The sequence below is a fragment of the Amycolatopsis minnesotensis genome, from assembly GCF_039529815.1.
Lineage (GTDB): Bacteria > Actinomycetota > Actinomycetes > Mycobacteriales > Pseudonocardiaceae > Amycolatopsis > Amycolatopsis minnesotensis.
Window position 1 is genome coordinate 54,554 of sequence record NZ_BAAANN010000006.1, and the last position, 12,964, is coordinate 67,517.

Here is a 12,964-nt window from a genome sequence, read left to right on the forward strand (position 1 = left end):
TCAGGGCGGGGTTTCAGGGCGGGGTTTCAGCGCGGCACCGGCATCACGAGCGTGCGGAAGTCACCCTGGTCCGCGGAGCGCACCACCACGGGCTGGTGCGGATCGGCGGTGAACTCGAGCAGCGCATCGGGGCCGACGCCCGCTTCGAGCGCCGGTGCCAGCACCGCCGGGTCGAAGGCGGTCAGCACGGTCTCGCCGGCACAGAGGGCGGGCAGGCGGGACGCGCCGACCACGAGTTCGTCCCCGCCGGTCCCGAGCAGGACCTTGGCGGAGTCGCCTGCCAGCACGGCGTCCCGCAGGCGCTCGCGGCCGGTGACGACGCGGGACACCGGTTCGCCGAGCTGAGCCAGCACCACTCGGTAGTCCGGGTACTCGACGTCCGCGGGCGTCAGGCGGACCGGCGCCGTCGCCCGGATCGAGAGGTACCGGTCGTCCACGGTCAGGGTCGCCGTGGCCGACCGCGCCACTTCGGGGCCCAGCGCCGCGAGTTCGTCCCCGCCGACGACGGCCCGCCGAGGCGCGCCGGTCATCGCCGAGACGGTGAGGCTGCGCATCGCGAGCCGGTACCGGTCCGACGCGATGAGGCGGACCTCGGCGGTGTCCACCTCGACGAGCACCCCGGCCAGCGTCGGGTGCGTGCTGTCCACGGCGGGCACCACCTGGCGGATCGCGCCCGCGAGTTCGGCGCCGCCGATCGTGGCGGAGGTGGCGCGAGAAGACCGTTCGGCGAGCACTTCTTCGACGACGAGGGCGGCCGATTCGGCTGCTTCCCGCACCGAGCGCAGGTGCTCTCGCAGGATTTCGCCGGTGGCTTCGGGCGCGCCGTCCAGCACCTCGGTCACCTTCGGCAGCGGGAGCCCGGCTTCCCGAAGCCTGCGGACGAGCACCGCCCGGTCTTCCTGCCCGGGGTGGTAGAGCCGGTATCCGGTCACCGGGTCGACCTTCGCGGGCGTGAGGACCCCGCAGTCGGCGTAGAACCGCAGCGCGCTCGGCGTGATGCCCACCCGGCGCGCGAAGACGCTGATGCTCAGCAAGCCGTCGCTCATGACCGCGATCCTCGCCGTTGAAGTTCCTTGAAGGTCAAGCGTCAGCGGACGAGCCGGAGGTCGGGCGCCGGCGGGGCGGGGACGGCCGCGGCCGCGTCGACGAGGCCGTGCCCGTAGAACCCGTTGTAGGCCGAATACCCGTCGCAGAACGCGTCCTGGTCGCCGTCGCCGGTCAGGTCGTAGTCGGCGGGGCAGGGCACCGGCTTGGCCTCGTGCTCCAGATCGGCCCGCAGGGTGCGCGGGCTCGCCTCCGGATGCGCCGACGCCAGCAGCGCGGCGGTGCCCGCCACATGGGGCGCCGCCATCGAGGTCCCGCACAGCGGCGCGTACCCGGAGGGGACGGTCGACAGCACGCAGTCGCCGCCGTCGCCGCCCGGCGCGGTCAGGTCGATCACCCCGAGCCCGTACGAGCTGTACCCGGCCTTGACCGGGTTCGCCCCGATCGCCGACACGGCGACGACGTCGCGGAGACCGGCGGGCAGCGCCTCGCACCCGGTGCCGCCCGGTGGTGTCCCGGACTTCGGCGACGGGGTGAGGTTCACCGCCTCGTTCGTCGCCGCGGCGACGTTCAGGGTCCCGGCCGCCGTCGAGTACTCCACCGCGCGTGCCATCGCTTCGTGCACCACGCCGTGATCGTCCCCGTGCGCGCAGGACAGCCCCCACGGGTCGACGAAGTAGCTGCTGTTCGTGACCTGCATGTGCTGTGTCGCAGCCCACATCAGGCCGCACACCGCCGCTTCCGGGTCCACGTAGCCGCGGTCGTCGACGACCTTGACCGAGGCGACGCTGACCCCCGGTGCGACACCGGTCACGCCCTTGCCGTCATTCGCGGCGGCGATCGTGCCGGCCACGTGCGTGCCGTGCGACGACGTGCCGGGCAGCCAGCTCGCCGCGCTCGTGTCCGGCGCGCCGGTGAGACAGCCCGCCGACTTGCCGGGCGCGATGGCGGCGGCCAGGTCGGGGTGCGTCGCGTCGACCCCCGAATCCAGCACGCCGACGACCACCGAGCGGCTGCCGGGGGAGCGCCCCGGCGGCCAGGCGGCGCCGATCGCCCGCATGTCCCACTGGTCCCCGGTCCGGTCCGCGCCGGGGACCGCCCCCGCCGCCGCGACCGGGGCGGGCGTGCCCGGCTGGTGCGAGTGCGGTGCCGCGCGCCGTCCGGCCTGCGCGCTGAACGCGCGGTCGAGTCCGAGGTTCGAGGCGAAGCCCTGATCGGCCGAGGTGGCCACGCCGACCGCGATCTGCGGGTAGTAGACGGTCTGCGTGCCGCAGGCGGCGCCGACCTGCCGCGCCGCCGAGTCCGCGGAGGTGCCCTTGTCGAAGACGACGACGTAGCGCGCCGCGCGCCCGGATGCCGCGCAGTCCTGGCCGGCCGCCTGTGCCGCGGGAGTGCCCGAGATTTGCGCGCACACCACCAGCGCGACGACCGCCACCCTGCTCACGGGCCCCAGCAGCGCCACCGCACCTCCCACCGGCCCCGAGTCCTCCCACCGCATCGAGCGCCGCTCGACACCCTCGTCGCGCACGTTATCCACGTGCGGTGAGCCGGACAAGTTCTCCGGCGAAGTTCGCCCTGCCGGGCCTGCCGGGACGCGCCGCGACCGACCCGAGCGCCCACCACCGGGCGCACGGTGTGGGATACTCGTGGTGGCCACCGGGCCGCGCACGCCGTGTCAGCACGGCTGGCGCCGGTACGGCGGCCCGGTGACATGCCGAAAGAGCATCACGGGAGTCGCCGCTCGCTCCAGGCGGGCGGCTCGACGACGTGGACGGTGGCGCACAGCCACGGCCCAGCCGGTGTGGCGCCGAGTGGACCTGCCAACGACGGGTAGCCGGACCCCGGCGGCGTCGTGGCGACAGGCGAGGATTCCCGCCGTCGGTGACCCCACCACGGCGGACCAGACAAGCCTCCCGAGAGGGAGTGCGAAGACACAGAAGGGGCCCCTGCGCGGCCGCGTCCTTCCAGCCACGGGCTGGCAGACGCGCCCGGGGGCGGAGGAGACACATGTCGAACGCGGACACACCCGCCGAGAACACCGGCGGGAATACCGCCACACCCCTGTCGCCCGGCGCTGCCGCGCTGGGCGAGCTGCCCGCCCGGATCAGGGTGCACGCACTGGCGAAGCTGCTCGGCTCGCACAGCAGGGACGTACTGGCCAAGCTCACCGAACTGGGTGAGACGGCGCGCAGCGCTCAGTCGAGCGTGCCGAAGGAGGTCGCCCTGCGCGTGGCCGACGCGCTCGTCGGCCCCGCCGAAACGACGGAGGCCCCCAAGTCGGCCGAAGCCGCCGCGCCCGTCGCGGAGCAGGTGCCCGAGGAGAAGCCCGCTCCCGAGCCGGAGCCCGCGAAGCGCCCGGCCGCGCACGTCCCGGTGTTCGCCGCGCCGTCGCCGGTCTTCCTGCCGCCGGAGCCCTCGACGCGCCAGGAGCGCCCGGCCGAGCAGGCCAAGCCCGCGAAGGTGGACGACGAAGCCGACGAGATCGAGTCCGACGACACCGGTGACAACGCCGACGGTGGCGACGGTGGCGACGGTGGCGACTACGGGGACGACGACGGCAGCGGCAGGCGCCGTCGCCGCCGGGGGCGCCGTGGCCGCGGCCGTGGCAAGGGCGGCGAGGACTCGGCCGAGAACGAGGCCGACGACGAGCAGGACACCGGTGCCAAGCCTGCCAAGAAGAAGGACAAGGCCGAGTCCGAGAAGAACACCGAGCAGAAGAAGGCCGACTCGGCGAAGGACGAGCAGGCCAAGGACTCCCGCGACGCGGGCCCGGACGCCGATTCCGACGAGGACGGTGACGGCGGGAGCCGCCGCAGGCGCCGTCGCCGCCGTCGCAAGGGCGGGGACGAGTCCGATGGCGACGGTGCCCAGCAGACCGGCGACGACCCGCCGAACACCGTCGTGCACGTGCGCGACGGCAAGGGCGAGGGCAAGCCGGAGAAGGAAGGCAAGGCCGGCGGCGACGGCGTGCGCAGCGTGCGCGGGTCGACCAGGCTCGAGGCGAAGCGCCAGCGCCGCCGTGACGGCAGGGAAGCGGGCCGCCGCAGGGCGCCGATCCTGTCCGAGTCCGAGTTCCTCGCCCGCCGCGAAGCGGTCGAGCGGACCATGGTCGTCGCCGAGAAGGGCGAATCGACGCAGATCGGCGTGCTCGAGGACGGCGTGCTCGTCGAGCACTTCGTGACCTCCTCCGGCTCGGGTTCGATCGTCGGGAACGTCTACCTCGGCCGCGTGCAGAACGTGCTGCCGTCGATGGAGGCCGCGTTCGTCGACATCGGCCGCGGCCGCAACGCCGTGCTCTACGCCGGTGAGGTCGACTGGGACGCCGCCGGGCTCGAAGGCAAGTCGCGCAAGATCGAGCAGGCGCTCTCCACCGGCGACAGCGTGCTGGTGCAGGTCACCAAGGACCCGGTCGGCCACAAGGGCGCCAGGCTCACCACGCAGATCTCGCTGCCGGGCCGGTTCCTGGTGTACGTGCCGGCGGGCGGCGCGACCGGGATCTCCCGGAAGCTGCCGGAGAACGAGCGGCGCAGGCTCAAGGACATCCTGAAGCGGATCGTCCCCGAGGACGCGGGCGTGATCATCCGCACGGCCTCGGAGGGCGTCAGCGAGGAGGAGCTCGACCGCGACGTCCGCAGGCTCAAGGCCCAGTGGGACGTCATCAAGACCAAGGCCGACGAGAACGCGGGGCAGAAGAAGTCCAGCGCGCCGACCATGCTCTACGAGGAGCCGGACCTGCTGGTCAAGGTCGTGCGCGACCTGTTCACCGAGGACTTCGCGAAGCTCGAGGTGCAGGGCGGCACGGCGTGGGACACGATCCACGGCTACGTCCAGCACGTCGCGCCGGATCTCGCGGAGCGGCTCAAGCGCTACGTCGGCAACGGCGACGTGTTCACCGACTACCGGATCGACGAGCAGATCACGAAGGCGCTCGACCGCAAGGTGTGGCTGCCCTCTGGCGGGTACCTGGTCATCGACCGCACCGAGGCGATGACCGTGATCGACGTCAACACCGGCAAGTTCACCGGCTCCGGCGGGAACCTCGAGGAGACGGTGACCAGGAACAACCTGGAGTCGGCCGAGGAGATCGTCCGCCAGCTGAGGCTGCGGGACATCGGCGGCATCATCGTGATCGACTTCATCGACATGGTGCTCGAGTCCAACCGCGAGCTGGTGCTGCGGCGCCTGACCGAATGCCTCGGCCGGGACCGGACGCGGCACCAGGTCGCCGAGGTCACCTCGCTCGGGCTGGTGCAGATGACCCGGAAGCGGGTCGGCACCGGGCTGCTCGAAGCGTTCTCCACGTCGTGCGAGCACTGCAAGGGCCGCGGCGTCGTGATCTCCACCGATCTCAGCCGGGTGAGCGGCTCGTCGAACGGCGGGCACCAGCACTCCGGTGGCAACGGGCACGGCAAGGGCCGCTCCCGTGGCCGCGGCAAGGGCGATGACGGTGGCGGTGGCGGTGGCGGTCACACCGAGCCCGCCCGCACCGAGCAGGCAGCCGATCCGCGCACCCCCGAGCAGCGGGAGTCCGTGGTGTCGGCCGTGCAGGCGATGGCCAACGCGTCCAAGGCCGTCGCGTCCAAGGACGAGGACGAGACCGAGCCGGAGCAGGCGCGCAAGCCCGAGCTCAACGGGCACGCGCCGGAGCCGACGGGCCGCACGAGGCGCGCCCGTCGCCGAGGCGGGCGTGGCGGCGAGCAGCAGGAGAACGCGGCGCCGGAGGCGCCTGAGGTGTCCCAGGCGCCGGAGACCCCCGTGCCTGCCCCGGAAAAGGCCGCTGAACCGCCCGCGGGCACGGACGAGTCCGTCGCTCCGGTGGCGGCTGAAACGCCGGTTCCGGCCGAGGAGGACGAGGCCGCACCCGAGGGCAGCGTGCCCGCACCGGCGGTGCGGTCGGCACGGCGCCGTCCCCGGCGGGCCGCCTCGCGGCCTGCCGGACCCCCGGTCAACGCTTCGGAGAAGAGCTGACCACAGGGTTAGGCCACCCCGGTGTCCGACGGATCCGGGGTGGTACGTAACCTGTAAGGCGGCCCGCCACTAGAGCGGGCCGCATTGTGCGAGACCCGGACCGCTTAGTTGCGGGCCGAGCGCACAAGCCCCCACCCATTGTCGAGTAATGCAGGAGACTTCCGTGTCGGCGTACGCGATCGTCAAGACCGGCGGCAAGCAGTACAAGGTGGCCGTCGGCGACGTCGTCGAGGTCGAGAAGCTCGAGGGCGAGCCGGGCACCGAGCACACCTTCCCCGCCGTGCTGTTCGTCGACGGCGGCGAGGTCACCACGGACGCCGACGCGTTGGCGAAGGTCTCGGTCACCGGCAAGGTCGTCGAGCAGACCAAGGGTCCGAAGATCCGGATCCACAAGTTCAAGAACAAGACCGGCTACCACAAGCGCCAGGGTCACCGGCAGAAGCTGACCCGCGTCGAGGTCACCGGCATCAGCAAGTAGGACCTTCCGGATCTTCGCAGGCAGAAAGAGGCTTGAGCTATGGCTCACAAGAAGGGTGCGTCCAGCTCCCGCAACGGTCGTGACTCCAACGCGCAGCGGCTTGGCGTCAAGCGCTACGGCGGCCAGGAGGTCAACGCGGGCGAGATCATCGTCCGGCAGCGCGGCACCAAGTTCCACCCCGGCGTGAACGTCGGCCGTGGCGGCGACGACACGCTGTTCGCGCTGTCCGCCGGCGCCGTCGAGTTCGGTACGAAGCGTGGCCGCAAGACGGTCAACATCGTGCCTGCCACTGTCGAGGCCTGAGCGCTCGCAGCGGTACAGCAAGACCTCTGACGAGGGGTGGGGCCGGAATATCCGGCGCCACCCCTCGTTTGTTTTGTACGGTTCCTTTCGCGAGTGAAAGAGGCAAGCAATGGCGTCCCGGTTCGTGGACCGCGCGGTGATCCATCTGGCCGCCGGTGACGGTGGGAACGGATGTGCCTCCGTGCACCGCGAAAAGTTCAAGCCGCTCGGCGGACCCGACGGCGGCAACGGTGGAAACGGCGGGGACGTCCTGCTCATCGTCGACCCGAACGTGCACACCCTGCTCGACTTCCACTTCCGCCCGCACGCCCGCGCCGGGAACGGCAAGATGGGCCAGGGCAGCAACCGGTCCGGCGCGGCGGGCGACACGCTCGAGATGCACGTGCCGGACGGCACGGTCGTGCTGACCGAGGACGGCGAGGTCGTCGCCGATCTCACCGGTCCCGGCACCACCTTCGTCGCGGCGCAGGGCGGGCGCGGCGGCCTCGGCAACGCCGCACTCGCGTCGAAGGCCCGCCGGGCGCCGGGATTCGCCCTGCTCGGCGAGCCTGGCGAAGCGCGCGACCTGGTGCTCGAACTGAAGTCCGTCGCCGACGTCGGCCTGGTCGGCTTCCCGTCGGCAGGCAAGTCCTCGCTGATCTCCGTGCTGTCCGCGGCGAAGCCGAAGATCGCCGACTACCCGTTCACCACGCTGGTGCCGAACCTCGGTGTGGTCACCGCGGGCGAGACGGTGTTCACCATGGCCGACGTGCCGGGCCTGATCCCCGGCGCCAGCGACGGCAAGGGCCTCGGGCTCGACTTCCTGCGCCACATCGAGCGATGTGCCGCACTGGTGCACGTGATCGACTGCGCCACCTACGAACCGGGACGCGATCCGCTGTCCGATGTGGACGCGCTGGAGGAGGAGCTTTCGCGGTACACGCCGGGACTCGGCGGAGATCTCGCGAAGCGGCCGCGGGTGGTCGTGCTGAACAAGATCGACGTGCCGGAGGCCGCCGAGCTCGCCGAGCTGGTCAAGCCCGAACTCGAAGCGCGTGGCCTCGCGGTGTTCGAAGTGTCCACCGCGTCCAGGAAGGGCCTGCGGGAGCTGACTTTCGCGCTCGCGGCCGTCGTCGAGAAGTACCGCTCCGAGCAGCCCGTGCCCGAACCGGCCAAGGTCGTGCTCCGTCCCCTCGCGGTCGACGACACCGGATTCACGGTGTCCGCCGATCCCGACGAGGAGGGCGGGTTCATCGTGCGCGGCCCGCGTCCGGAACGGTGGATCAGGCAGACCAACTTCGGCAACGACGAGGCGGTCGGCTACCTCGGCGACCGGCTGAACCGGCTCGGCGTCGAGGACGCGCTGGCCCGCCACGGCGCGCGTCCGGGCAGCCCGGTCACGATCGGCGACGTCACGTTCGAATGGGAGCCGTCGACCCCGGCTGGCGTGGCGGCGCACCTGTCCGGGCGCGGCACCGACGTCCGGCTCGAGGACACCAGCCGGATCAGCGCCTCCGAACGCAAGGAAGCGCGCCGGATCCGCCGCGACGGTGTGTCCGAAGAGGACGATTCCGTGGACGAGGGGCCCGGCGAGTGAGTGCCGCGCGCGAGGCCGTCGCCGCGGCCAGGCGGCTGGTCGTCAAGGTCGGGTCGTCCGCGCTGACCACCGCGGGGGAGGGGCTCGACGCGCGGCGCCTCGACGCGCTCGTCGAGGCGATCGCCACCCGGATCGGCCGGGGCACCCAGATCGTGCTGGTGTCCTCCGGTGCGATCGGCGCCGGGCTCGCGCCGCTTTCGCTGCGGAAGCGCCCCGGTGACCTCGCCACCCAGCAGGCCGCCGCGAGCGTCGGCCAGCTCGCCCTCGCGCATGCCTACGCCGAGTCCTTCGGCCGCTACTCGCTCACCGTCGGGCAGGTCCTGCTGACCTCCGACGACGTCGTGCGCCGGGCCCACTACCGCAACGCGCAGCGCACTTTCTCGCGCCTGCTGGCACTCGGCGCGGTGCCGGTGGTCAACGAGAACGACACGGTGGCCACCGAGGAGATCCGGTTCGGCGACAACGACCGGCTCGCCGCGCTCGTCGCGCACCTGATCGGCGCGGACGCGCTGGTCCTGCTGTCCGATGTGGACGCGCTGTACGATGGCGACCCGCGCGACGGTGCGACCGCGAAGATCGCCGAGGTCACCGGCGAGTCCGATGTGGACGGAATCAAGGTCGGGATGTCGAGTTCGGGGCTCGGCACGGGCGGCATGGTTTCGAAGCTCGCCGCCGCCCGCACCGCGGCCGCGGCCGGGATCCCGGTACTGCTCGCCTCCGCGGCGGCCGCTGCGGCCGCACTGGACACCGCGGACACCGGTACCGCGTTCACCGCCGCGGACTCGCGCCTGTCCGCGCGGCGGTTCTGGCTCGGCTACGCCGCGGGTGCCAAGGGGCGGCTGCGACTGGACGACGGCGCCGTGGCCGCCGTGGTTCGCCGCAGGCGTTCGCTCCTGGCGGCCGGGATCATCGGTGTCGACGGGGAATTCGAAGCTGGTGACGTCGTCGATCTCGTCGATCCCACCGGCGAGACCGTTGCCAGGGGAGTGGTCGGCTTCGACGCTGGCGAGCTGCCCGCGATGATCGGGCGCTCCACCCACGACCTGCCCAGCGAACAACGGCACGAGGTCGTGCACGCCGACGACCTCGTACCACTGAGCCGCTAGGTCAGGCTTGCCAGCAGGGTCGCGAGCGGCGCGGGGTCGATGGTCAGCCCCAGGTGGCTCAACGGCAGCGAATGCACGTCGAACCGGTTGCGCGGGGTGAGCGCGTCGGCCTCCCGGATCATCCGGTCCTGCAGCGCCGTCGGCATCGCGCGATCCTCGGTGGCCCGGACGTAGGTGCGGCGGATCCGGCCCCACGAGTGGCCGTCGACCCGCGCGGTGTCCGTGGAAAACCGCAGCGTTTCGTCCGGCTGCAGCCCGCTCACCATCGACCGCAGCTGGTCGATCGTGCCGTCCTGCAGATAGGCGGACCGCAGTTTCTCCAGGAACACCGGCTCACCGGAGCGCCAGTTCACCCGCAGGGCGCCGACCGTCGTCGGAGCCGCGATGAGCGACGGGTCGTTGAGCGCGCTGCCGGAGTTCTCCGGTGCCAGGCTGTACTCCGCGACCGTTCCGAGCGTCACGGGGCAGTACGCGCTGACGTAGACGATCCGCGAGATCAGGGCCGGCACGGCGTTGCCGACCATGCCCGCGGTCGCGCCGCCGAGGCTGTGCGCGACGAGGATCACGGGCCCGTTCGCCGCCGCCCGCACCACCGCGCGCACCGCCCTGTTCACCGCGTCGGCGAGGGTGATGTGAGCGATCGGCGACGGCGCGCTCGCCATCGCGGCGGCATCCTGCGGCGCGCAGTACCAGGACGGGATCACGGCTTCCGCGCCGTGGCCTGGCGGGTCCACGGTGAACGCGCGGTGGCCCCGGATGGTGAGTTCGGCGGTCAGGGGCGCGAGGTAGGTGCCGCTGCCGTGCGAGCCGGGGATGAACACGAACGTCGGAGTGCCCCTGCGCGATGCCGCTGATCCTTGGCCGCTCGCGGTGCCGATTCCCGCGGCCAGCCCGGCCGCGGTGAGCGCGCCGCCTCGGAGGAATCCTCGCCGGGAGGTCATGTGCTTCGTCCTTTCGTTTCTGGCCGGTCAGGCGGCCGCGGGGACCTTCTTGGCGAAGTGCGAGCGGACCTCCGGGCGCAGCACCGCGGCCAGCAGGCCGAGCAGGACGATCGCCTGCACCACCTGGATACCGCGCATCCACAGCGGGAACTGCGCGCTCAGGACCAGGTACACGAGCCCGGCGAACCCGGCGATCGCGATCACCAGCACCCGGAGGTAGGTGCTGCGCCTGCCGAGGTGGAGCCGCGCGGCGAGGCGCAGGTAGACGATCGCGATGACCAGGACGGAGACGGGCCGGAGCCAGAGGACGCTTTCCAGCGACGAACGGGAAGCCGCGATCTCGGCCGCGGTGCCGTGCGGCACGCCCGGCATGGTCAGCACCTGGTAGTCGAGTACGTCGTTCTGGAAGACGAACGTCAGCGCGGCCAGCAGGACGCTGAGCCCGAGGTTGACGTAGAGCAGCCGGATCACCGGCTTGAGCGTGGTCGAGGGGGCGGTCATGGTGTCCTCCGGTTCTCGGTGAGTCAGGAGCAGGCGGTGGCGAGCGCGAAGATGCGGACGAGTTGCTGGGCGTAGGCGGCGGTGTCGGTCTGCGGTTCGGCCGCGAGGAGCGCGTGGAGCCCGTCGATCGCCTGCCGCACGGTGATCGCCATGACACGAGGGTCGAACTCCCCGAATTCGCCCGCGCGCTGGCCCTCGCGGAAGGCTTCTTCCAGCAGCGATATCGACTGGAGGAACCACGCCGGTTCGCCCGTGCTGTTCCGCAGGATCTCCAGCAGCGCCTTCATGTCCGTCGGGTGCTCGGCGATGAAGGCGATGTTCGCTTCGAGGTAGGCCCGCAGCCTGGCCGGGCCGCTGGTCTCGGCGTGGATCCTGGGGCCCATTTCCACGGCCGCCGCGGTGAGCACGTCCCGCATCGCCTCGGTGACGAGGTCGTCCTTGCCGTCGAAGTGGTACGAGATCATGCCGGTACTGCTCAGTCCCGCCCGCTTCGCGATCTTGGCGAACGAGGCATTGGCGAACCCGAGCTCGGCGATCGTGTCGAGCGCGGCCCGCACGATCTGCGCCCGTCGCGCGCTCTCGATGAACGAACGCGCTGATTGCTCGCTTGAGCTAGATTTTGCCTGCATGAGCAAAATGTAGCGTACCGGGGCCGTCAGCGATATCGGGGAGAACCCTGAACCGGCCCCCTACCTGGGGATGCGCGGTGCTCAGCGCAGCTCGCTGGCCTTCGTTTCGGGCAGCGACAGGATGACGAAGAACGCGATCGCGGCGCTCGCGGCGACGTACCAGAAGAACACCGTCGAAGCGCCGGCGTCGGCCAGCGCGCTGATCACCAGGGGTGCCGTGCCGCCGAAGACGGCGACCGTGAGGTTGTACCAGGCCCCGATGCCGAGGCCGCGGAGTTCGGTGGGGAACAGCTCGCTCATGATGGCGGGCGCGATCGAGGTCATGGCGGTGTAGAGCGCGAGCCCGACGCAGAAGACCACCAGCAGGCCGCCGAGGCCCGGAGCGACGAGCGAGGACAGCGGCACGATCAGGATCGCCGTCGCCGCCGCCCACACCAGCAGTTGCGGCTTGCGGCCGAACCGGTCGGCGAGCGCGCCCATCGGGTACTGCAGGGCGATGAACAGCGCCGTGGCGATGGAAAGCGCGAGGAACACGTCGACCGCGTCGGCCTTGCGGGTCTTGACCGCGAACGGGGTGAGCGCGCTGAAGAACGTGTAATAGCACAGCGTCGACAGCATGCTGAACCCGACGAGCTGGCCCACCGCCTTCGGGTGGTCCCGCAGCGTGGTCAGCAGGGGCCGGCGCACGCGTCGCGCGCGGGTTTTGTTCTGCTCGAACTGCTCGGTTTCGGCGAGGCTGCGGCGGAGCCAGAAACCGGCGAGGCCGAGCACGCCGCCGAGCAGGAACGGGATCCGCCAGCCGAACGAGGCGAGATCGGCCTTGTCCATCGTCCTGGCGAGCACGAACCCGAGCACCGAGGCGATCAGCACCGCGGTGCCGGTGGAGATGTAGAAGAAGGACGAGTACCGCCCGCGTCGTTCCGCCGGCGCCACCTCGCCGAGGTAGGCGGAGGCGTTGGAAACCTCACCGCCGAGCGAAAGTCCTTGCGCGGTCCTCGCGAGCAGCAGCAGGATCGGCGCGAGCCAGCCGACCTGCTCGAAGGTCGGGAGCACCCCGATCACCACCGAACCGCCCGCCATCAGCGTGATGGTGAGCAGCATGGCCGGCTTGCGGCCCTTGAGATCCGCGAACCGGCCGAGCAGCACCCCGCCTAGCGGCCGGAAGAAGAACGCGAGCGCGTAGGTGGCGAAGGTGTTCAGCTGGGCGAGCGTGTCGTTGCCGGAGGGGAAGAACGCGGTGGCGAAGTAGATGCTGAACGTCGCGTAGATCGTCCAGTCGAACCACTCCAGCGCGTTGCCCGCACTGGCCGCGACCAGCTTGCGGACCGGCAGCCGGTGCCGTGCCTCGTTCTTGACGGGTGAGTCGGGCATGGCCACCTCCGCGTTCGCGCGACGGCCTCGAACCTTGCCACACCGCA

Annotated in this window: 11 protein-coding genes; 5 read left to right on the plus strand and 6 right to left on the minus strand. The window is 71.6% G+C overall.

The window, feature by feature from the left end; all coding sequences use genetic code 11:
• Positions 1-26 precede the first annotated feature (26 nt).
• Together ABD256_RS09200 and ABD256_RS09205 are read right to left on the minus strand one after the other, a co-directional pair.
• Positions 27-1,046 (minus strand): DNA polymerase III subunit beta family protein, encoded by a 1,020-nt coding sequence (locus tag ABD256_RS09200; RefSeq protein WP_344415655.1) that lies wholly within the window; start codon positions 1,044-1,046, stop codon positions 27-29.
• A 41-nt stretch (positions 1,047-1,087) separates the two neighbouring features.
• Positions 1,088-2,506 carry a S8 family peptidase gene (locus ABD256_RS09205; RefSeq protein ID WP_344416186.1) on the minus strand — a complete coding sequence of 473 codons (1,419 nt, stop codon included), beginning with the start codon at positions 2,504-2,506 and terminating at the stop codon, positions 1,088-1,090.
• Positions 2,507-3,051: 545 nt separating this feature from the next.
• Here ABD256_RS09205 and ABD256_RS09210 point away from each other — a divergent pair.
• From ABD256_RS09210 to proB, 5 genes are all read left to right on the plus strand, one after another.
• The gene (locus tag ABD256_RS09210) at positions 3,052-6,012 is read left to right on the plus strand and encodes an Rne/Rng family ribonuclease (RefSeq protein ID WP_344415657.1); all 2,961 of its coding nucleotides are present in this window, start codon (positions 3,052-3,054) and stop codon (positions 6,010-6,012) included.
• A gap of 163 nt (positions 6,013-6,175) precedes the next feature.
• The gene (gene rplU, locus ABD256_RS09215) at positions 6,176-6,490 is read left to right on the plus strand and encodes a 50S ribosomal protein L21 (protein WP_009081084.1); all 315 of its coding nucleotides are present in this window, start codon (positions 6,176-6,178) and stop codon (positions 6,488-6,490) included.
• A gap of 39 nt (positions 6,491-6,529) precedes the next feature.
• On the plus strand, positions 6,530-6,793 hold the full coding sequence (rpmA, locus tag ABD256_RS09220; RefSeq protein ID WP_344415659.1) for a 50S ribosomal protein L27: 264 nt from the start codon (positions 6,530-6,532) through the stop codon (positions 6,791-6,793).
• 109 nt (positions 6,794-6,902) lie between these two features.
• Entirely contained in the window at positions 6,903-8,369 is a 1,467-nt protein-coding gene (gene obgE / locus ABD256_RS09225) for a GTPase ObgE (protein WP_344415661.1), read from the plus strand.
• Positions 8,366-9,475, plus strand: a complete 1,110-nt coding sequence (proB, locus tag ABD256_RS09230) for a glutamate 5-kinase (RefSeq protein WP_344415663.1) — start codon at positions 8,366-8,368, stop codon at positions 9,473-9,475. The genes obgE and proB overlap by 4 nt, the downstream gene beginning before the upstream one ends.
• On the opposite strand, the gene ABD256_RS09235 is transcribed toward proB, so the two are convergent.
• From ABD256_RS09235 to ABD256_RS09250, 4 genes are all read right to left on the minus strand, one after another.
• Entirely contained in the window at positions 9,472-10,416 is a 945-nt protein-coding gene (locus tag ABD256_RS09235) for an alpha/beta fold hydrolase (protein ID WP_344415665.1), read from the minus strand. The two genes, proB and ABD256_RS09235, sit on opposite strands and share 4 nt — an antisense overlap.
• 27 nt (positions 10,417-10,443) lie before the next feature.
• Positions 10,444-10,917, minus strand: a complete 474-nt coding sequence (locus ABD256_RS09240; protein WP_344415667.1) for a hypothetical protein — start codon at positions 10,915-10,917, stop codon at positions 10,444-10,446.
• Between the two features lie 23 nt (positions 10,918-10,940).
• Positions 10,941-11,546: a TetR family transcriptional regulator gene (locus ABD256_RS09245; RefSeq protein WP_344415669.1), complete on the minus strand. Its 606-nt coding sequence runs from the start codon at positions 11,544-11,546 to the stop codon at positions 10,941-10,943.
• 81 nt (positions 11,547-11,627) lie between these two features.
• Positions 11,628-12,917, minus strand: coding sequence for an MFS transporter (locus ABD256_RS09250; RefSeq protein ID WP_344415671.1), 1,290 nt, complete (start codon positions 12,915-12,917; stop codon positions 11,628-11,630).
• Positions 12,918-12,964: the final 47 nt, after the last annotated feature.

Excerpts from the sequence above, each read along its gene's own strand:
- ABD256_RS09240 (WP_344415667.1), bottom strand. The coding sequence starts at position 10,917 with ATGACCGCCCCCTCGACCACGCTCAAGCCGGTGATCCGGCTGCTCTAC.
- ABD256_RS09250 (WP_344415671.1), bottom strand. The coding sequence starts at position 12,917 with ATGCCCGACTCACCCGTCAAGAACGAGGCACGGCACCGGCTGCCGGTC.
- ABD256_RS09210 (WP_344415657.1), top strand. The coding sequence starts at position 3,052 with ATGTCGAACGCGGACACACCCGCCGAGAACACCGGCGGGAATACCGCC.
- rpmA (WP_344415659.1), top strand. The coding sequence starts at position 6,530 with ATGGCTCACAAGAAGGGTGCGTCCAGCTCCCGCAACGGTCGTGACTCC.
- obgE (WP_344415661.1), top strand. The coding sequence starts at position 6,903 with ATGGCGTCCCGGTTCGTGGACCGCGCGGTGATCCATCTGGCCGCCGGT.
- ABD256_RS09245 (WP_344415669.1), bottom strand. The coding sequence starts at position 11,546 with ATGCAGGCAAAATCTAGCTCAAGCGAGCAATCAGCGCGTTCGTTCATC.
- ABD256_RS09235 (WP_344415665.1), bottom strand. The coding sequence starts at position 10,416 with ATGACCTCCCGGCGAGGATTCCTCCGAGGCGGCGCGCTCACCGCGGCC.
- ABD256_RS09200 (WP_344415655.1), bottom strand. The coding sequence starts at position 1,046 with ATGAGCGACGGCTTGCTGAGCATCAGCGTCTTCGCGCGCCGGGTGGGC.